The sequence below is a fragment of the Streptomyces sp. PA03-3a genome (assembly GCF_033792735.1).
Taxonomy (GTDB): domain Bacteria; phylum Actinomycetota; class Actinomycetes; order Streptomycetales; family Streptomycetaceae; genus Actinacidiphila.
Window position 1 is genome coordinate 12199 of record NZ_JARAVM010000032.1, and the last position, 19921, is coordinate 32119.

The following is a 19921-nucleotide window of genomic DNA, read 5'->3' on the forward strand; positions in this document are numbered from 1 at the left end:
CACCGCGACGACCCGCTCAGAAGACGACCAGCGCCCGCCCGCCCCTTCCTTCCTGCATCGCCTCGAACGCCCCGGGGATCCCCTCCAGCCCGATCCGCCCCGTGACCATCGCCGACAGGTCGAGCCGCCCGGCCCGCACGTGCTCCGCCAGCACCGGCAGGTCACGCGCGGGGTCGCTGTTGCCGTACACGCACCCCGACAGCGTGCGGCCGAAGTGGAAGAGCTCCAGCGCCGAGAAGGAGACCAGGTCGCCCTTCCCGCCGATGCCCACCACCGTCGTCCGGCCGCCGCGCCGCGTCGAGGACCACGCGGCGCGGATCGTCTCGGCGCGCCCGACGCACTCGACGGCGACGTCCGCCCCGTGCCCGCCGGTCAGCGCGCGGATGCGCTTCGCGACGTCCTCCCCCGCGAGGAGGAACTCCGTGGCGCCCGCGGCCCGCGCCAGGGCCTCCTTCTCCGGGGAGACGTCGACGGCCACGACGGCGCCCGCCCCCGCGATGCGGGCGGACTGGAGGACGGCGAGGCCGACGCCCCCGACGCCGAAGACGGCGACGGACTCCCCGGGGCGCACCCCGGCGCTGTGGTGGACCGCCCCGTACCCGGTGAGCACGGCGCACCCCAGGAGTGCGGCCTCGATCAGGGGGACCCCGTCCGGGAGCGGCAGGACGGCGCCCGCCGCGACCACGGTCTCCTCGGCGAACGCGGCCGTGCCGAGACCCGGGTAGAGCTCGGTGCCGCCGCCCGCGAGCTTGGCGTAGGGCACGCCCGCCGCCGCGCCCGCGCCGGCGCACAGCCAGGGCTCGCCGAGCCCGCAGTAGTGGCAGGTGCCGCAGGAGGGTGCCCAGTTGAGGACGACGCGGTCGCCGGGGGCCACGCCCGTGACGCCCTCGCCCACGGACACGACCGTGCCGGCGCCCTCGTGCCCGAGGACGGCGGGTACCGGCTGCCGGAGCGTCCCGTTGGACAGGGACAGGTCGGAGTGGCAGACCCCGGCCGCGGCGAGCCTGACCCGCACCTGGCCCGGCCCGGGTTCGGGCAGGTCGATCTCGGTGAGGGTGAGGGGCGCGTTGACGGCGGGCAGTACGGCGGCGCGGACCACGGTGTTTTCTCCTGCGCTCAGGGCTGTCAGAACCAGCGGAACCGGTCAGAACTGGAGGGACTTGGTCTGGAGGTACTCGGCGAGGCCGTGCGGGCCGAGCTCGCGTCCGACCCCGGACTGCTTGTATCCGCCGAAGGGCGCCAGCGGGTTGAAGCGGCCGCCGTTGATGTCGACCTGGCCGGTGTCCATGCGGCGGGCGAAGGCGACGGCCGCGGCGTCGTCGCCCGCCCAGACCGCCCCGGCGAGGCCGTAGACGGTGCCGTTGGCGATGCGCAGCGCGTCCTCCTCGTCCTCGTACGCCAGGATCGACAGGACGGGACCGAAGATCTCCTCCTGGGCGATCGTCATCTGCGGGGTGACGTCGGCGAAGACGGTGGGGCTGACCCAGTAGCCGCGCGTCCGCGGCACGTCGGTGCCGCCGGCGACGAGCCGGGCGCCCTCCTCGACGCCCTTGGCGATGTAGCCGCGCACGCGCTCGTGCTGCCTGGCGTTGACGACGGGGCCGATGCGCTCGCCCGGCACGTACTTGGCGGCGGCCGTCACGGCGAGGTCCACGGCCTCCTCGTACATGTCCCGGTGGACGAGCATGCGGGTCCAGGCGCTGCACGTCTGCCCGGTGTTGGACATGACGTTGGCGACACCGACGCCCACGGCCTTGGCGAGGTCCGCGCCGGGGAGGATGACGTTGGCGGACTTGCCGCCGAGTTCCAGGGCGACCCGCTTGACGGCGGCGCCCGCGGTCGCGGCGATCTGCCGGCCGACGGCGGTGGAGCCGGTGAAGGAGACCAGGTCGACGCCCTCGTGGGCGGCCAGTGCCTGCCCGGCGACCGGGCCGAGGCCGGTGACGAGGTTGAACACGCCTGCGGGCAGGCCCGCTTCGTGGACGGCCTCGGCGAAGAGCTGGGCGACCAGCGGGGTGTCCTCGGCGGGCTTGAGCACGACCGTGCAGCCGGCGGCCAGCGCGGGGGCGACCTTGGCCACGATCTGGTGGAGCGGGTAGTTCCAGGGGGTGATCGCGCCGACCACGCCGACGGGCTCGTGGAGGACGGTGGAGTTGCCGATCCGCTCCTCGAAGGGGTGGGTGGCGGCGAGTTCGGCGTACGAGCCCGCGACCGCGATCGGGAGCCCCGCGTGGACGGCCCGGCTGAAGGCCAGCGGCGCGCCCAGTTCGGCGGTGACGGTCTCGGCGATCTCCTCGCTGCGGGCCGCGAGGACGTCGCGCAGCGCGGCGATACGGGCGGCCCGCTCCGCGGGCGGGGTGGCCGCCCAGCCGCGGAAGGCCGCGCGGGCGGCGCGGACGGCGGTGTCGACGTCGTCGGCGGTGCCGGCGGGCACGGTGGCGAACACCTGCTCGTCCGCGGGGTTGACGACGTCGATCGTCCCCGTGCCGGCGGCGGGCCGCCAGTCGCCGTCGATGTACATCCCGTCGTGCGGCTTCATCCCTTGTCCTCCCGGGCGGACCTGCCGTGGAACGCCCAAACTAGCGCCGATAGTTTTTCGTTTCCAGAGCGGTACCCCGTGCGGTGGATCACGCCGGGGTGACCTGGACGGGGAATCCGTTCAGGACCGCGGTGCCCGACAGGGGGTCGAGCAGCGTGCCGTCGAGCAACTGGTTGAGATTGGCCCCCGGTTCGCGGGCCGCGACCGTCAGCCGGGTGCCCGCGCGGTCGTGACCCCAGCCGTGCGGCAGGCTCACCACGCCCGGCCGCACCGCGTCCGTGACCTCGACGGGGGCCTCGATCTCGCCGCCGTCGCCCTTGATCCGCGCGGGGGCCGCGTCGACGAGGCCGAGGCGGGTGGCGTCCTCGGGGTGCACCTGGAGGGTGCAGCGGTTGCTCCCGCCGGTGAGCGCGGGCACGTTGTGCATCCAGCTGTTGTTGGAACGCAGGTGGCGGCGGCCGATGAGGACCAGCCCGGCCCCGGAGGGGCCGGTGACCGCCGCCAGCAGCCGGGGCACGTCGGCGGTGAGCGCCGCGGGGGCCAGCTCGATCGTCCCGGAGGCGGTGCGCAGCACCTCGGGGACGCGCGGGCGCAGCGGGCCGAGGTCGATGCCGTGGGGGCGGTCGAGGAGGCGGCGCAGGGTGAGGCCGCCGGGGTCGGCGCCGAAGCCGTCGCCGTACGGGCCGAGCCGCAGCATCATGTCGAGCCGCCGCTCGTATCCGGTCTCCCCGGTGAGCGCGGCGGCCAGTTCGGCGGGGTCGCGGCCGTGGACCGCGGAGTGCGGGTCGGCGGTCTCCTTGGCCAGGCGGTGGCTGACGGCCTGCTCGTCGACGAGCGCGGGGTCGGCGTCCGGTCCGAACCCGCCGAGGAGGAGGGCGAGCCGGGCGAGGATCTCCGGTTCGCCGGGGCGGCCGTCCTCCAGGGGGATCGCGGGCGGGCTGTAGCGGGCGTTGTTGCGCACGGAGAAGTTGCCGAACGCGAAGTCGTAGTGCGCGCCGCGAGAGGGCGGGGGCGGCGGCAGGACGACGTCCGCGTGGCGGGTCGTCTCGTTGAGGTAGGGGTCCACGCTGACCATGAAGTCCAGCCCCGCCAGGGCGCGGTCGAGACGGGCCCCGTCGGGGGCGGACAGCACGGGGTTGCCGGCGATGGTGACCAGGGCGCGGATCCGTCCTTCGCCGGGGGTGTCGATCTCCTCGGCGAGGGCGGCGGCGGGCAGTTCGGAGGCGACCTCGGGGTGGCCGGAGACCCGGCTGTGCCAGCGGCCGGTGGTGAAGCCGCGGCCCGGCCCGGCCGGGCGGGGTGCGCGTGCGGTGGCCGGCAGCGGGAACATCGCGCCGCCGGGCCGGTCGAGGTTGCCGGTGAGGATGTTGAGGACGTCGATCAGCCAGCTGGCGAGGGTGCCGAAGCGTACGGCGGTGCTGCCCAGGCGACCGTAGACGGCGGCGCTGGGGGCGGCGGCCAGGTCGCGGGCGAGCGTGCGGATCCGCTCGGCGGGGACGTCGCAGTGGGCGGCGACGGCCTCGGGGGTGAAGTCGCGGGCCAGCGCCCGGACCTCGTCGACGCCGGTGACGTGCCCTTCGAGGTGGCCGAGCCCGGTGAGTCCCTCGTCGAACAGCACGTGGACGACGGCGAAGAGCAGCGCGGCGTCGGTGCCGGGGCGCGGGGCGATGTGGAGGTCGGCGAGATCGGCGGTGCGGGTGCGCTTGGGGTCGATGACGGTGAGTCTGCCGCCGCGGCGGCGCAGCGCCTTGAGCTTGCCGGGGAAGTCGGCGGCGGTGGCGAGGCTGCCGTTGGACACCAGGGGGTTGCCGCCGATGACGACCAGGTGGTCGGTGCGGTCCAGGTCGGGCACGGGGACGGCGAGCGCGTCGCCGTAGAGGTGGCCGCACGCCGCCTGCTTGGGCATCTGGTCCAGGGTGCTGGCCGAGAACAGCGCGCGGGTGCCGAGTGCGCGGATGATCATCGGCGGGTAGAGGCCGCCCGCGATGGTGTGCACGTTGGGGTTGCCCAGGTAGACGCCGGTCGCCGCGGCGCCGTGGGCCGCGCGGACGCGGGCCGCGCCGTCGGCGACGGCGGCGTACGCCTCGGCCCAGGTCGCCTCGGCGAGCACGCCGTCGCGGCGCACGAGCGGGCGGACGAGCCGGTCGGGGTCCCCGTCGACCTGGCCGAAGGCGGCGCCCTTGGGGCAGATGAACCCCGCGCTGAAGACGTCGTCGCGGTCGCCGCGGGCGCCGGTGACCCGGTCCGCGTCGATGGTCAGGGTCAGTCCGCACGTGGCCTCGCACAGCGGACAGATACGCAGGGCGGTACGACTGCTGGCCATCGGGCCTCCCGGGGCAGGGCGCTTCCTCGTGTGCGGTCACCATACCGACCGGTATGCATGTCGGGGTAGCACTTGCGGGGACGGGCCCGCGGCCTATGGCTCCAGGACACCCGCGAGGTAGGCGCGGAGCAGCACCTTCGTCTCGGCGATGAGCGCGGCCTCTCCCTGCGGGTCGGCGCGGAAGGCCATCTTGAGCAGCGCGTCGGCGGCCTCCACGCCCACCACGAAGGCGGTCCGCAGCCGCCGGTCGTCGGTCACCGCCACGCCGGCGGAGCCGAGCGGGGCGATGAGCAGGGCGCGCAGCCGGTCGGCGACGAGGTGGTTGGCCAGGTCGTTCACCGCCGGGCCGGGGGCCGGGCCGGCGAAGCTGACGAGGGCGAAGCCCGGCACGGTGCGCCGCATGGCGACGTACTGGTCGACGACGACGTCGATCAGCCGGCGCCAGCCGCCGGCGGCGCCCCGGTCCGCGCCGAGGGCGTCGAGGCGGTCCGTGACCCCGGCGAGGTACGTGTCGAGGTTGCGGCGGGCGAGGGCGTCGGCCATGGCGCGCTTGTTGGAGAAGAAGCGGTAGACCGAGCCGATCGGCACGCGCGCGCGGGCGGCCACCTCGCGCGTGCTCAGCTCCTCGTAGCCGCCTTCGTCGAGGATCGCCGCGGCCGCGTCGAGGATCCGGGCGAAGCGTTCGGCGCTGCGCTGCTGGACGGGGACGCGCCGGAGACCGTTGCCGCTGCTGTGCACGAGGTCCATCATGCCGGTTTTCCACAGGGACCGGCCGGTCCCTTGCGGGGTTGATTCCTATGGACAACCATAGGAATCGTGACCAGCACAGAGATCACCAGCACCGACATCCCGGACGGCAAGGACCTCGCCTACCTCTCCGGCTTCGGCAACGAGCACACGAGCGAGGCGGTCCCCGGAGCGGTCCCGGCCGGCCGCAACTCACCGCAGCGCGCCCCGCTCGGCCTGTACGCGGAGCAGCTCAGCGGCACCGCCTTCACCGAGCCGCGGCATCACAACCGCCGCTCGTGGCTGTACCGCATCCGCCCCTCGGCGGCCCACCCGCCGTTCCGCCGGATCGCCGGCGGGCGGCTGCGCAGCGCCCCCTTCACGCAGGCCGAGCCCGATCCCAACCGGCTGCGCTGGAGCCCGCTGCCGCTGCCGCAGGAGCCGGCCGACTTCGTGGACGGCCTGGTCACCGTCGGCGGCAACGGTGACGTGCTGCGCCGCGAGGGCATCGGCATCCACTGGTACGCGGCCAACCGCTCCATGGACGACCGGGTGTTCTCCTCCTCCGACGGCGAGCTGCTGATCGTGCCGGAGCGCGGCCGGCTGCTGCTGCGCACCGAGTTCGGCGTCCTGGCCGCCGGGCCGGGCCACGTGGCGCTGGTCCCGCGCGGGGTGCGCTTCCGCGTCGAACTGCCCGACGGCGAGGCGCGCGGCTACGTCTGCGAGAACTACGGCCAGCCCTTCCGGCTGCCCGACCTCGGCCCGATCGGCGCCAACGGCCTCGCCAACGCGCGGGACTTCATGGCACCGGTCGCGGCGTACGAGGACCGCGAGGAGCCGGTGGAGGTGGTGAACAAGTTCGGCGGCAACCTGTGGGCCGCCGAGTACGGCCACTCCCCCCTGGACGTCGTCGGCTGGCACGGCAACCTGGTGCCGTACGTGTACGACCTGCGGCGCTTCAATGTGCTGGGCAGCGTGAGCTACGACCACCCGGACCCGTCGATCTACACCGTGCTGACCTCGCCCTCCGACACCCCGGGGCTGGCCAACGCCGACTTCGTGGTCTTCGCGCCGCGCTGGCTGGTCGGCGAGGACACCTTCCGCCCGCCGTACTTCCACCGGAACGTGATGAGCGAGTTCATGGGGCTGATCGAGGGCGCGTACGACGCCAAGGCGGAGGGCTTCGTCCCCGGCGGGGCCTCGCTGCACAACATGATGTCGGCGCACGGCCCGGACCGCACGACCTTCGACCGGGCGAGCGCGGCCGAGCTGGTCCCCCAGAAGGTGGACGACGGGCTGGCCTTCATGTTCGAGACGCGCTGGCCGGTGGTGGCGACCCCGGAGGCGCTGGGGGCAGAGCATCTGCAGCGGGACTACGACGGCGTGTGGCGGGGGCTGGAGCGACACTTCAGGCCATGACGACGAGCCCGAGCAGCACCTTCGCCCCCGACTCGCTGGTCCTGAACCGCAAGCTCCCCCTGTGGTACCAGGTCTCGCAGTCCCTGCGCGCCTCGATACTCGGCCGGCGTCCGGACGCTCCGCTGCGACTGCCGACCGAGGACGCGCTGGCGGGGCACTACGGCGTCAGCGTGCTCACGATGCGGCAGGCGCTGAAGGAGCTGGAGGAGGAGGGGCTGATCAGCCGTCACCGGCGGCGGGGCACGTTCATCGAACCCACCGCGCTGCGCGGGGCGCCGGTGCGGCTGCTGGGCTCGGTCGACGCGATCGTCGCCCAGCAGTCCGGGGACCGCACCAGCGTGCTCGGTCACGGCCCGGCGCCCGTGCCGCCGGAGTTCGCCGAGTACTTCCCCGGGCGGGCCGACACCGTCGCCTACCGCCGGCTGCGCTGCGACGAGTCGGGGGAGCCGACCAACTGGGCGGAGAACTTCGTCCTGCCGGAGCTGGCCGCGCGGATCGACCTGGCGGACCTGGCGCGCTGGCCGATGACGAAGGTGCTCCGGGACGCCCTGGGCGTGAGGATCAGCCGCATCACCGACACCGTCGAGGCGCGGCTGGCCGACCCGGACACCGCCCGCCTGCTGCAGGTGCCCTTGCTCAGCCCGATCCTGCACTACACGGGGGTGACCTACGACGACACCGGCCGCACGGTGGACGTCGTGCGCATCCACTACCGGGGCGACCGTTTCTCCTTCACCGTGACCATGGAGGCGCCCTGAGGGCCTCAGTAGCATGCTCACAGTGAGCGAAGAAGCGCCGACGCTGGCCGACCTGATGCCGTGGTCCGTCCCGCCCCTGCGCCTGGGGCGGGGCTGGGTGATGGCCCCCGAGGCCTCCACCCTCGCCGCGCGCTGGGACCGGCTGGTGAAAGCCGGGGGCGCCGAGCGCGAACGGCTGTTCCACCCCACCCGGGCGCGCACCCCGCACACGGCCGTCGCCCAGCTGCCGGGACACCCGGCGCCCACCACCCGGCTGCAGCGGGAGGACGGCCCGGTCGCGGAGCCGGTGCGGGTGCTGCACGGCCCGTACGACGAGCAGTGGCTCATCCCCGACCAGCGGCTGATCGACGCGGCCCGCCCCGAGCTGTGGCGGGTCGCCGACGAGGACCGGCAGATCTACGCGGTGGAACTCACGCGCCTGCCACAGGTCCCGGGTCCGCCCCTGGCCTTCTCCGCACTGCTCCCCGACGGCCACTCCCCCGCCGGCCGGCCGGGCCGGATCCGGCCGCTGTTCCGCCGCCCCGGCGGCGCGGACCCGAACCTCGCGCCGGGCCTGCTGGACCGCCTCGCCGAGCGGCTGGACACCCCGGTCGCCGCGGAGGACGTGCTGGCCTGGATCGCCGCGCTCGCCACCGGCTCGCCCGCCGAGGTCCCGCTCACCGCCGATCCGCAGCTGTGGGCGGAGGGCGTCGACCTGGGCCGCAGGATGCTGTGGCTGCACACCCGGGGCGCCCGCTTCGCCGATCCGGCGCAGGACCGCCCCGCCGGGCACCCCCGGCTGCCGGGCGGGCGGCGCCCCTACGTCCGGGCGGCGTTCCCCGACGTGCCCCGCGAGGCGCCGTCGTACGACCCGGAGGACGAGGCGCTGGCGCTGGGGAGCGGGCGGGTGTCGCCGGTGCCGGAGGCGGTGTGGGAGTTCCACGCCGCGGGGACGCGGGTGCTGGAGACCTGGTTCGAGCGGCGGATCCCCGACGGGGCGGCGGAGGGCCTCGAAGCGATCCGGCCCGCCGCCTGGCCCCGGGCGAGGACGACCGAACTGCTGGAGCTGATCAGTGTGCTGGCCCTGCTGGCGGAGCTGCGGCCGTCACGCCGCGCGCTGGCCGCCCGGGTCGCGGCGGGACCGCGCATCGGGGCCGCCGAGCTGCGCGCCGCGCACGTCCTGCCGGTGCCGGGGACGGCGCGCCGTCCGGCCTCCGTGCTGGACCACCACGAGGAGGGGCCGGACGGGCAGTTCGTCCTGCTGTGACCACAAGTCGACATGACAACAGGCCCGGACGGAGTACACCGACGCGCCGCATGTCGCAGCGCGGTGCCGGGACGGTGTACTGCGCCCGAGCCTGTCCGCTGAGGGAACGCCGAGAACGCCTCCGGTCAGCCGCGGCTGCCGAAGAGCGAACGGCGCAGCCGCCGCAGCGGCGCGAACAGCGACACACGCGCCCCGCGGCTGGCGTTCGCGCGCACGTGGTCGCGCGAGGTCAGCTCGCGCATCAACAGCGTGGCCTCCTCCGCCTCCCGCTGCGGCGCGGCAGGGCCGGCCAGCACCGAGAGATGACGGTCGAGACGCGCACTGGACGCGCTGCTCCCGCACGTGACAGCAGGCACTCGCGGCCTGCTCCGCATTGCTATCTGATCCATGACACTCCCCACCCGTTCGAGGGCACCCGGCACCGGGCAGGGTAACCCTATCGTCCTGCGGCGTCACCTATGCATTCGCGTTCCCGGATTCACCTTCCCGTCAAGGGGGTTGACGTCACGAGCCGATCCCCAGTGCGAGCAGGGGAAGTTGGACCACGGCGTCCGAGCTCGGCACGGGGGATCCGCCAGTCGGCTCAACCGTGACGGTGAAGGCGTACGACCACTCGTCCAGCCCGCCGGTCACGACCGGCCCGGACGTGCCGTCCGCCGCCGGATCGGGGCCCAGCACTCCGAGGGAGCGGAAGGACGTCGGGCGCTCGCTCACCAGCCACAACTGGTAGACGTCGCGGCCCTCCAGCGGCGGCAGCTCGTGCACCGTCACCACGGCGCGGCGCATCCTCCGTGACACCACGGCGGTCACCCCCCGTCCGTTGTCGTCGCTGGAGTAGACGGGGCGGGCGTCGGCGGCCGTCAGCACCTCGTTCACCGCGCGCGCGTCCCCGCGCTCCCGGTCCAGTTGCGCGGTGGTCCGCAGCAGCAGGGCGCCCAGCACCGCGCAGGCCAGGAGGGCCGCCCCGGCGCCCGCCGCGGCCAGGCGCGTCGCGGTTGGCCGGCGCCGGGTCCGCCACCACCACCGGCCCGGGGCCGGATCGTCGGGAGCGTCCTCGCCGGCGGGGACCCCCGGGCCGTCCCGGTCGTCCGGCGCACCGCCCTCCGGCAGCGGCACCAGCGCGGGCGGCGGCATCGGAGGCGGCGCCGGCACGGCTGAAGCCCCGGCACCGAGCCGCACGGTGTCCCCGGCCAGTCGCCGCACCCGGTCCGCGCACGCGTCGCAGCGCATCAGATGCCGTTCGAATCGGCGCAGTTCCCGCGGTGCGAGGGTGTCGAGCGCGTACGCCGCGGCCAGTTCGTGCACGGAACCTCTCATGGGTCGCCCCGCTTCCCTCCGCGGTGCGCGCACCGTCCGGCCGGGCCCATATCACGTTACAACCCCGTGACACAAATTCACCCCGGTCCGCCAATCCGCCGTCAGCACGGCCCCGAAGAACCCACGCAGGACCTCTTCCAAGGGGGAGGGGCCAGACTCGCGAAGGACCGACGCGATGACCGCACACAGCAGGAACAGGCTCAGGGCCCGCTTCGGGCGATCGCGCACGATCGCCCTGCTGGCCGTGGGCGCAGTGGCCGCGGGGGGACTCGCCGCCGTGGGCGCCACGGGACTGGAGCCGGGGACGGCACAGGCGTCCAGCCACCGGGAGGCACCGCTGATCTCGGGGCAGCCGCAGTACGACACCACGGACGTCTACGCGTTCGTCAGCCCCGACCGCCCGGACACCACCACCCTGGTGGCGAACTGGATCCCGTTCGAGGACCCGGCCGGCGGCCCGAACTTCTACAAGTTCGCCGACGACGCCCAGTACGACATCCACATCGACAGCGACGGCGACGCGCAGGGCGACTACCTCTACCGGTGGACGTTCCAGGACCACTTCCGCAACAAGAAGACCTTCCTGTACAACACCGGCCCGGTCACCAGCCTCGACGACCCGGACCTGAACTTCCGCCAGACCTACGACATCGATCTGTTCCGGCTGCACGACCAGCAGGTCACCGGCCGCTACAAGGTCGCGAACGACGTACCGGTCGCACCGTCGAACGTCGGCAAGGCGTCGATGCCCGACTACAACGTGCTGCGCCAGCAGGCCGTCAGGCACGTCGGCCGCGGCACCACGGCCTTCGCCGGCCAGGCCGACGACCCGTTTTTCCTGGACCTGCGGGTCTTCGACCTGCTCTACGGCGGCAACCTCTCCGAGGTCGGCGACGACACGCTCAAGGGCTACAACGTCAACACCATAGCCCTGCAGGTCCCGACGGCCTCGATCCGCCAGTCGGCGAAGCAGCCGGTCGTCGGCATCTGGTCCACCACGCAGCGGCGGACCGCGAACGGCGACTGGGCACAGGTCTCCCGCCTCGGCATGCCGCTGGTGAACGAGGTGGTCAACCCGATCAGGGACAAGGACCGGTTCAACGCGTCCTCGCCCTGGAACGACGGCCAGTTCCTCAGGAACGTGACGCACCCCGAACTGCCGAAACTCATCGAGGGCATCTACAAGATCAAGGCCCCGGCCACCCCGCGCAACGACCTCGTCCAGGTCTTCCTGACAGGCGTGCCCAAGCTCAACCAGCCTCCGCGCGTGCGCCCGTCGGAGATGCTGCGACTCAACACGGCCGTGCCGCCGGCCACCAAGCCCAAGCGGCTCGGCGTGCTGGACGGCGACACCGCGGGCTTCCCCAACGGCCGCAGGCTGGGCGACGACGTCGTCGACATCGCGCTGCAGGTGGTGGAGGGCGAACTGGTCGGGTCGAAGAACGACCTGGGCGACGCCGTCGACGCCAACGACCGGACCTTCGGCGCGAGCTTCCCGTACGTGGCCCTGCCGGCCTCCGGCTCGGACGGCCCGCTGGCCGAGCCGGCCACCGAATCGGCGCAGACCGACGGCGTCACGCAGCTCAACGCGGGCGGCCTGCTCCCCGGCGGCGGTGACGACGACACCGTGCTGATCGCCTCCGCGGCCTCCGGCGGCGCGGGCGTGCTGCTGATCGGTGCGGCGCTGCTGTGGTGGCGGACGCGCCGCCGCCCCGCCGGCCGCGGGGCGCACGGCCGGGCCTGAGCCACCGGCCACCGGTCACCGGTCACCGGCACCGCAGGAAGCACACCGCACGGCACCCGGCCGGGGCGCACCGCGAGCGCCCCGGCCGGGCTCCACCCCATCATCCCGAAAGGCAGCAGCCATGGACGTACCGGCCCCGGGCCGACTGCGCGCCGCCGCCCTGTACGCCGCGCTGGTACTGGGCCTCGCGCTGGCGCTCACCGCGGGCGCGCTGGTCCTCGGTGGGCCCTCCGCCCCGCGGGACACCGCGCGGGCCGCGGCGCCCGCCGCCGACGCCCCCCTGGACCGCCTCGCCGAGGGCGACCTCGCGGGCGGCATCGCGGCCCTGCAGACGCATCTGCGGGCCCAGCCGAAGGACGCCGCGGGGTGGGCCGCGCTCGGCGCCGCCTACCTCGAGCAGGCCAGGACCAGCGGCGACCCGACCCGCTACCCGCAGGCGCAGGCGGCGTTAAGCCGCTCGCTGCGGATCTCCCCGCGCGGCAACGACGCGGCTCACGCCGGGCGTGCCACGCTCGCCGCCGCCCGCCACGACTTCCGCACCGCCCTCACCGAGGCGGACCGGGCGCTGAAGGTCAACCCGTACGGAGAGCGCGCCCTCGCCGTCCGGGTCGACGCCCTGGTCGAACTGGGCCGCTACGACGAGGCGCTGCGCGCCGCCGAGCACGCCGACGCGGTGCGCCCGGGCATCCCGGCCTTCACCCGCCTCGCCTACGTCCACGAACTGCGCGGCGACCCGGCCGGCGCCCGCCGCATCCTGACCCGCGCCCTGGACTCCGCCGCGACCCCCGGCGACACCGCCTACGTCGCCACGGCGCTGGGCCAGCTCGCCTGGAGCCAGGGCCGGTACCCGGCCGCGCTGGGGCACTTCGCCACCGCCCTGCGGGCCGACCCCGGCTACCTGCCGGCGATCGAGGGCCGCGGCCGTACGTACGCGGCGCGCGGCGACCGGGAGAAGGCCCTGCGCGACCTGGGCCGGGTCGTGGACCGCTACCCGCTGCCCGCGCAACTCGCCGAACTGGGGGAGCTGTACGAGGCCGCGGGGCAGCAGGAGCGGGCGGAGCGGCAGTACGCGGTGGTCGGCACCTGGATCGCCCTCGCGGGGGCGAACGGCGTCGCCACCGACCTGGACGCGGCACTGGTCGCGGCCGACCACGGCGACCCGGCGGAGGCGCTGCGCGCGGCACGGGCCGAATGGTCGCGCCGGCGGACCGTCCACACCGCCGACGCGCTCGCCTGGGCCCTGCACGTCAACGGCCGCGACCGCGAGGCCCTGGCGTACGCCGAGCGCTCCTCGGCCCCGGGCTACCGCAACGCGGCCTTCCTCTACCACCGCGGGGTCATCGAGGCGGCCCTCGGGAAGCGCGAGGCGGCCAGGGCGTCGCTGGCCGCGGCGCTCCGCCTCAACCCCGGCTTCTCCCCCACCGCGGCCCCCGCCGCCCGCCGCGCGCTGGCCCGCATCGAAGGAGACCCGTCATGATCCGGCGCAGGACGGCGGCCGCGGCGGCCGCGGCAGCGGCGGGAGCGGCCCTCGCGCTGCTGCCCGCGGGGCAGGCGCAGGCGCATCCGCTGGGCAACTTCACCGTCAACCGCTACGACGGCCTGGTCGCCGCCCCCGGCGTGCTGCGGATCGACCACGTCGAGGACCTCGCCGAGATCCCCGCGGCGCAGTCCCTGCCCGCGATCGACCGTGACGGCGACCGGGCGCCGGACGGCGCCGAGTTGGCGGACTGGGCGAAGGAGCGCTGCGACGCCGCCGCGAAGGGCGCGCGGGCGACCGTCGGCGGGCGGCGCGAACCGGTCGCGGTACGCAGGGCCACGGCGGCCGTACGGCCGGGGCAGGCGGGGCTGACGACGCTGCGCGTCGAGTGCCGGATGACGGCGCGGCTGCCGTCCGGGGAGCCGGCGTCCCTGGAGTACCGTCCGGCGGATGTCGCCACCGGGCCGGGCTGGCGGGAGATCACCGCGCGCGGAGACCGCGTGACCCTCCACGGCGCCGATGTGCCGGGGGAGTCGGTGTCGCGGCGGCTCACCGCGTACCCGAAGGACCTGCTGTCCTCCCCCGCCGACGAACGGGCGGCGGGCTTCCGGCTGACCCCGGGCGGCCCCGCGCTGGTGGCGGAGGAGGACTCCCCCGCCACCGCCGGTGTGCTGCCGCGCGGCGCGGACCGCTGGACGCGGGCCCTCACCGACCTGGTGTCGCGGCACGCGCTCACCCCGGGCTTCGCCGCCCTGGCGCTGCTGACCGCGCTGGCGCTGGGCGCGATGCACGCGCTCGCGCCCGGGCACGGCAAGACGCTGATGGCCGCAGCGGCCGCGGCGGGCGGGCGGCGGTCGCGCCGCGACATGGTCGCGCTGGGCGCGTCGGTGACGGTGACCCATACTCTGGGGGTGTTCGCGCTCGGCCTGCTGGTGACGACGGGCTCGGCCGCGGCACCCTCGGTCATCGGCTGGCTGGGCGTCGCGAGCGGCGTGCTGGTCGCCGGGGCCGGAGCGGCGCTGCTCCGCCGCGCGTGGCGGCTCCGGGGCCGAACACACGGGCACAACCACGGGCACAACCACGGGCACGACCACGACCACGGCCACGGCCACGGCCACGGCCACGGCCACGAGGACGATCACCACGGCCACGGCCCTCACCACCAAGGACACCCGCACCACCACCCCGCGCCCTCCCCCGGGACGGCGGTACAGGCCGCTCCCGGCGACGTCCTCACCGCCGAACGGCCCGCACCGCGGCCCCGCGTGCACGCCCACCCGCACACCCACATCCACACCCACACCCACGAGCCGCGGCCCACCCTGCGGGGCACGATCCTGCTGGGCTTCGCGGGCGGTCTCGTCCCCAGTCCCTCCGCGGTCGTCGTCCTGGTGGGCGCGGCGGCCCTGGGCCAGGCCTGGTTCGGCTTCCTGCTGGTCCTCGCGTACGGCGCGGGTCTGGCGATCACGCTCACGGCCGCCGGTTTCGCCGTCGTCCGACTCGGGCGGCTGGCCGGGAAGGCGTCGGCGCTGCGGGTCCGCGGCGGGCTGTTCACGGCGGCGCGCCGGCTCGCGCCCCTGGCCACGGCGTCCGTGGTGCTGGTGCTGGGCTGCGGCCTGGTGCTCAGGGCGGCGCTGGCGATGGCCGGTTGAGGGAGCTTTCCGTCGAAAGGGTCCGTTCGGGAGGAAGTTCGGTCATGCTGGGCTGCGGGCGGCACGAAGGGGGGACACGCCGATGACACGGCTCGTGGCGGGACGCTACCGGCTGATCAGCGAGCTGGGCCGGGGCGGCATGGGTGTGGTGTGGCTGGCCCGGGACGAACTGCTGGGCCGCGAGGTGGCCGTCAAGGAGGTCAAGGCCCCGCCGGGGCTGGAGGACCGGGAGGTCGAGCGCCTGTACGCCCGGCTGCAGCAGGAGGGCATCGCGGCCGCCCGGGTCGAGCACCCCAACGTCATCAAGGTGTACGACGTGGCCATGGCCGAGGGCAGCCCGTGGATCGTCATGGAGCTCGTCCGGGGCGTGACGCTCGACGACGTCCTCGACGCGGAGGGCTCCATGGAACCGCGCCGCGCCGCGGGGATCGGCGGCAAGGTGCTGGAGGCGCTGCGCGCCGGCCATGCCGCGGGGGTGCTGCACCGCGACGTGAAGCCGGGCAACGTGCTGATCGGCAACGACGGCCGGGTCGTGCTCACCGACTTCGGCATCGCCATGATCGAGGGCTCCTCGGCGATCACCCGCACCGGCGAACTGGTCGGCTCGCCCGAGTACCTGGCCCCCGAGCGGGCGCTCGGCCGCCGCCCCGGACCGGAGTCGGACCTGTGGTCGCTCGGGGTGCTGCTGTACGTGGCGGTGGAGGGCGGTTCGCCCTTCCGCCGCGAGACGGCGCTGAGCACGATGCGCGCGGTGGTGGACGAGGAACTGCCCGCGCCGCGCCGGGCGGGAGCCCTCGCCCCGGTGATCACGGGTCTGCTGCAGAAGGACCCGGCGGCCCGGCCCCCGGGCGAGGAGGTGCAGCGACGGCTGGACGCCCTCGCCGCCGGGCGCACCCCGCCCGGGGCCGGAACGGCGTACGCCACCACCCAGGCCGCCGTGCCGCTGCCGCCGGGTCCGGACGGCACACCGTTCCGGTCGGCTCCGGTGTCCTCGACCCCCGTCTCCTCGACACCGCTCGGGCCGACGGCCCCCGTGGGCACCGGCTACGGCGCCGCGTCCGCGGACGGTTCCGGGGCGCGGCCGCGGCGCGCGGCGGTGGCGATGGCGGCGGGCGTGCTCGCCCTCGCCCTGGGCATCGGGGGCGTGGCGTACGCCCTCCTCGACGACGACCCGGCCGGCGGTTCCGGCCGCGGCACCACCGCCGGGAACACCCAGGGCGGCGGCCGTACCCCGTCCGCCACCGCCTCGCAGGACGACGACGGCGACGCGGACGCCAGCGGTTACGAGGCGACGGCCGGGGGCGGTTCGGGGTCTCCGCACAGCTCCGCGCCGCCCAGCACTGCGGCGCGGGTGAACGTCCACGTCACGGTGTCGGCCGTGCGCGACACCTACACCGGCAGCTGCCCGCCGCCCGCCGAGCAGGCGCCGTCCTTCTCGGCGGTCGTCACGGTCGACCGCGCCCCGGTGACGGTCTCCTACCGCTGGACGTCGAGCGCGGGCGGTTCCGACCACGTCTGGCAGACCCTCGACTTCCCCGCGGGGGGCCCGAAGAGCCGCACGGTCCCGTACACGGAGCCGTCGTACGAACCGGACGGCACGATCGAGGGCTGGGTCGCGCTGGAGGTGCGCAGCCCGGTGCGGACGGAGTCCGGGCACGTCCCGTTCACGGTCACCTGCCGGGCGCCGAGCCCGTCGCCGATCCTCTCCGACGAGACGGCTCCGACCCCCTGAGGCCGCATCGGCACGGGCAAGGGGTGCCGGGCGGTGGCCCGGCACCCCTCGTCTCACGTCGTGCGGGTGCTCCGTACCGTCGTCGTGCCGCGGGTCACGCGGCGGAGGTGAACACCGGCAGGTAGCCGCCGGACTGGCCGGAGGCGGTGGGGTGGTACGACTCGTAGATGGGGAGGGTGAGGCTGTGCAGCCACGCCGAGCCCGAGCAGAGCTCGTGCCCGGTGAAGGTGCCCCGGACGTCGGCGAAGGCGAAGCCGTGGTCGGCGGCGCGCTTGGCGGTGACGGTGTCGAGGAGGTCGGCCGCGTCGTTGATGGCCCTGCGCTTGGTCTCGCTGAGGCCGATGCAGGTGGTGCCCAGCCTGTAGAAGCGCGGGTAGCCGAGGACGACGACACGGGCCGAGGGGGACCGGGTGCTGATGGCGTTGTAGACGGAGTCGAGCCGCGCGGGCAGCTGGTTGTTGGCGAAGTCCCTGGCCTGGTTGATACGGCTGAGGCAGGTGCTGTCGGAGTTGAGGACGCAGGTGGTCATCACGTCGGCGAAGCCGGCGTCGTTGCCGCCGATGCTGATACTGACCAGGGTCGTGGAGGAGTTGAGCGGACCGAGCTGGTTGTTGAGCACGTCGGTCGTGGTCGCTCCGGAACACGCGGTGAAAGAGAACCCGGACGGGCTATGCGCGTTCGCCCACAGCCGGGGGAACGCCCTGCTGCTGCGGTAGCAGCTGCCGCTCGAGCTGTCGTAGCTGCCGGCCCCGACTCCGGCGGAGTACGAGTCGCCGAGGGCCGCGTAGACAGGGCCGGCGGCGTGGGCGGAACCGGAACCGAGCAGGGCGAGTGCGGCGGTAAGGAGAAGTGCGGATGCGGCTGACACGAAACGGGACAGTCTCATGGAACCTCCCTTAGCAGGATCTCTGCCGCATCTTTCGTACCGCGCAGTAACACGTTCGGGAAGTGTCCATGCCAAGATTTCTTGACATGGACATTTTTGTCAGCTGAGCGATCGGCGTCGCCTGAGCCGAATGTGACGCCACCTCGGCCCGAGAGCAGCTCCCGCAGTCGGGACAACTCCCCGGATGCCGACGACAACTCCACCCGCATGCAACGCCGTTCGGACACCACGCTGTTCGAACACAACGCCTCCACCGGGCGAACAGTTCGACGGAAATCGCCCACATCATGAGGGCATGTCACCCCATCGTGGGTGGCGGCTGCTTCTGTTCGCCCCTTCCTTGACGCCCGCGCCCGAATTGAGCGACATTGAACTTCTGCATCCGGCGTTTTGGGGGGCAAAGTCGCCAATGCAACCACCGCGTAGGGACAGCGCATCCGGTCACCCGATCGGCAACGAATCACTTCCCCTGCTGGCGGGCGCCGCCGTGGGAGTCGGCGGGGTCGGCGCGGTGCTCGCGCTGGTGGACATCACCTCGCCCGTCAGGGCACCTTTCACCTTCTTCTTCCTGCTGGCCGCCCCGGCGGCAGCGCTCGCCGGGGCTCTTCGCTCCCTCGACCCGCTGAGCCGGGGCGTGGTGGCGGCCGGCGGCACGATCGTGATCGACCTGCTGGTGGCGCAGGGCCTGCTGGCCCTGCACATGTGGTCGGTCCGCGGGGGTGTCGCGGTGATCGCGGCGCTGAGCGCCGCACTGTTCCTGCTGCCGCTGCTGCGGCACTCCCTTGCCCGGGCCGAGAGAAGGCGGACTCCGTAAAGTGGACATCACCGTGTACCGCCCCGGCGAGCTCACCGCCGCCGACCGGGCGGAGTGGACCCGCGTGCAGGACCAGGCCGTCGCCTCGGGCAGCCCGCAGCTGGGGAACCCCTTCCTGTCACCCGAGTTCACGCTCGCCGTGGCGCACCACCACCGGGGTGTGCGCATCGCCGTGGTCCGCGAGGACGGCGTCCCGGTCGCCTTCTTCCCGTACCAGCGCTCCGCGGCCGGCGTGGGCCGGGCCGTCGGGCTCGGCCTGTCGGACTGCCAGGGGCTGGTGCACCGGCCGGGCTTCCAGTGGGACGCCCGGGAGCTGCTGCGCGCCTGCGGCCTGGCCGTCTGGGAGTTCGACCACCTGATGGGGGGCCAGAAGCCCTTCGAGGAGGGCGCGACCGGGACGTATCCTTCGCCCGTCATGGACGTGGAACACGGATACGAGGCGTATCTCGGCCATCTTCGCGCGCACTCGCCCAAGTTCCTGCGGACCACGCTCGCCAAGGAGCGCAGACTCGGCCGGGACGTCGGCGAGGTGCGCTACGTGCACGACGAGCGGGACGTCACGGCGCTGCGGCGGCTGATGGCGTGGAAGTCCGCGCAGTACCGAAGAACCGGGCGCAGCGACCGCTTCGCCCGGCCGTGGATCGTCGAGCTGGTGGAGCACCTCTTCCACACCCGCGCCGAGGGCTTCGCTGGGCAGCTGTCGGTGCTCTACGCGGGAGACCGGCCGGTCGCGGCGCACTTCGGGATGCGCTCGCCCGCGGTGCTGGCCTGCTGGTTCCCCGCGTACGACACGGAGTTCTCGAAGTTCTCGCCCGGTCTGGTGCTGCACCTGCGGATGGCGGAGGGAGCCGCCGCCGACGGGCTGGCCCAGCTCGACCTGGGCCGCGGCCACAAGGAGTACAAGGAGTCGCTCAAGACGCGTGACCTGGCGGTCTCCGAGGGGTGGGTGACCCGCCGGCATCCGGTCGCGCTCGGACACCGCGCCCGGCGCGCGCCGGTGCGCGCGTTGCGCAACGCAGTGACGGCCCGGCCCGCGCTGCGGGAGCCCGCGGACCGGTTCCTCAAGCGTGTGGGGCGGTTGCGCGCCGGCGCTCAATAACGGACATTGCCGTACAGGCATAATCAATCAGACGACTCCACGGCAATTTCTTAAAACGGTATTCACTCTGTCAGGTATTGCCATAGGGTCTCAATCCTCAATATTGTCGTACATCCACCCGCGGCGACCTGTCATGCACGGCGGCTCAAGGGGAGGGCCAGAGAGTCGCGACAGGACAACCGCGGGGCG

16 protein-coding genes are annotated in these 19921 nt (G+C 74.2%); 9 read left to right on the top strand and 7 right to left on the bottom strand.

Features of this window, described 5'->3' with window-relative positions; all coding sequences use genetic code 11:
* Positions 1–16: 16 nt before the first annotated feature.
* The 4 genes from PV342_RS31355 to PV342_RS31370 form a co-directional block, all read right to left on the bottom strand.
* Positions 17–1099 (bottom strand): zinc-binding dehydrogenase, encoded by a 1083-nt coding sequence (locus PV342_RS31355; RefSeq protein WP_329188715.1) that lies wholly within the window; start codon positions 1097–1099, stop codon positions 17–19.
* A 45-nt stretch (positions 1100–1144) separates the two neighbouring features.
* Positions 1145–2539: an aldehyde dehydrogenase family protein gene (locus PV342_RS31360; RefSeq protein WP_400806760.1), complete on the bottom strand. Its 1395-nt coding sequence runs from the start codon at positions 2537–2539 to the stop codon at positions 1145–1147.
* 88 nt (positions 2540–2627) lie between these two features.
* The gene (locus PV342_RS31365; RefSeq protein WP_400806758.1) at positions 2628–4862 is read right to left on the bottom strand and encodes a molybdopterin oxidoreductase family protein; all 2235 of its coding nucleotides are present in this window, start codon (positions 4860–4862) and stop codon (positions 2628–2630) included.
* 93 nt (positions 4863–4955) lie between these two features.
* On the bottom strand, positions 4956–5612 hold the full coding sequence (locus PV342_RS31370; RefSeq protein WP_400806755.1) for a TetR/AcrR family transcriptional regulator: 657 nt from the start codon (positions 5610–5612) through the stop codon (positions 4956–4958).
* Positions 5613–5678: 66 nt separating this feature from the next.
* On the opposite strand from PV342_RS31370, the gene hmgA reads away from it, so the two are divergent.
* The 3 genes from hmgA to PV342_RS31385 are packed head-to-tail and all read left to right on the top strand — an operon-like array spanning position 5679 to position 9011.
* Positions 5679–7007, top strand: a complete 1329-nt coding sequence (gene hmgA, locus PV342_RS31375; RefSeq protein WP_386995311.1) for a homogentisate 1,2-dioxygenase — start codon at positions 5679–5681, stop codon at positions 7005–7007.
* Positions 7004–7765 (top strand): GntR family transcriptional regulator, encoded by a 762-nt coding sequence (locus PV342_RS31380; RefSeq protein ID WP_386995312.1) that lies wholly within the window; start codon positions 7004–7006, stop codon positions 7763–7765. The genes hmgA and PV342_RS31380 overlap by 4 nt, the downstream gene beginning before the upstream one ends.
* 13 nt (positions 7766–7778) lie before the next feature.
* Entirely contained in the window at positions 7779–9011 is a 1233-nt protein-coding gene (locus PV342_RS31385; protein ID WP_400806752.1) for a type ISP restriction/modification enzyme, read from the top strand.
* A gap of 125 nt (positions 9012–9136) precedes the next feature.
* Here the strand turns inward: PV342_RS31385 and PV342_RS31390 are convergent, their stop codons facing one another.
* Entirely contained in the window at positions 9137–9400 is a 264-nt protein-coding gene (locus PV342_RS31390; protein WP_026250983.1) for a hypothetical protein, read from the bottom strand.
* 115 nt (positions 9401–9515) lie between these two features.
* On the bottom strand, positions 9516–10328 hold the full coding sequence (locus tag PV342_RS31395) for an anti-sigma factor (RefSeq protein WP_500319604.1): 813 nt from the start codon (positions 10326–10328) through the stop codon (positions 9516–9518).
* Positions 10329–10503: 175 nt separating this feature from the next.
* On the opposite strand from PV342_RS31395, the gene PV342_RS31400 reads away from it, so the two are divergent.
* The 4 genes from PV342_RS31400 (at position 10504) to PV342_RS31415 (ending at position 16933) form a co-directional block, all read left to right on the top strand.
* Complete coding sequence (locus PV342_RS31400; protein ID WP_400806747.1) at positions 10504–12072, top strand: DUF4331 domain-containing protein; 1569 nt, start codon at positions 10504–10506, stop codon at positions 12070–12072.
* A gap of 121 nt (positions 12073–12193) precedes the next feature.
* Positions 12194–13549, top strand: a complete 1356-nt coding sequence (locus PV342_RS31405; protein ID WP_400806744.1) for a tetratricopeptide repeat protein — start codon at positions 12194–12196, stop codon at positions 13547–13549.
* Entirely contained in the window at positions 13546–15201 is a 1656-nt protein-coding gene (locus tag PV342_RS31410) for a nickel transporter (protein ID WP_500319606.1), read from the top strand. The genes PV342_RS31405 and PV342_RS31410 overlap by 4 nt, the downstream gene beginning before the upstream one ends.
* 82 nt (positions 15202–15283) lie before the next feature.
* Positions 15284–16933 carry a protein kinase domain-containing protein gene (locus tag PV342_RS31415; RefSeq protein WP_500319607.1) on the top strand — a complete coding sequence of 550 codons (1650 nt, stop codon included), beginning with the start codon at positions 15284–15286 and terminating at the stop codon, positions 16931–16933.
* 94 nt (positions 16934–17027) lie between these two features.
* Here the strand turns inward: PV342_RS31415 and PV342_RS31420 are convergent, their stop codons facing one another.
* Positions 17028–17819 carry an SGNH/GDSL hydrolase family protein gene (locus tag PV342_RS31420; RefSeq protein WP_400806737.1) on the bottom strand — a complete coding sequence of 264 codons (792 nt, stop codon included), beginning with the start codon at positions 17817–17819 and terminating at the stop codon, positions 17028–17030.
* Between the two features lie 409 nt (positions 17820–18228).
* Here PV342_RS31420 and PV342_RS31425 point away from each other — a divergent pair, with 409 nt between their 5' ends.
* Positions 18229–18633 carry a hypothetical protein gene (locus tag PV342_RS31425; RefSeq protein ID WP_400806734.1) on the top strand — a complete coding sequence of 135 codons (405 nt, stop codon included), beginning with the start codon at positions 18229–18231 and terminating at the stop codon, positions 18631–18633.
* Position 18634: 1 nt separating this feature from the next.
* Entirely contained in the window at positions 18635–19732 is a 1098-nt protein-coding gene (locus tag PV342_RS31430; RefSeq protein WP_400806731.1) for a GNAT family N-acetyltransferase, read from the top strand.
* Positions 19733–19921: the final 189 nt, after the last annotated feature.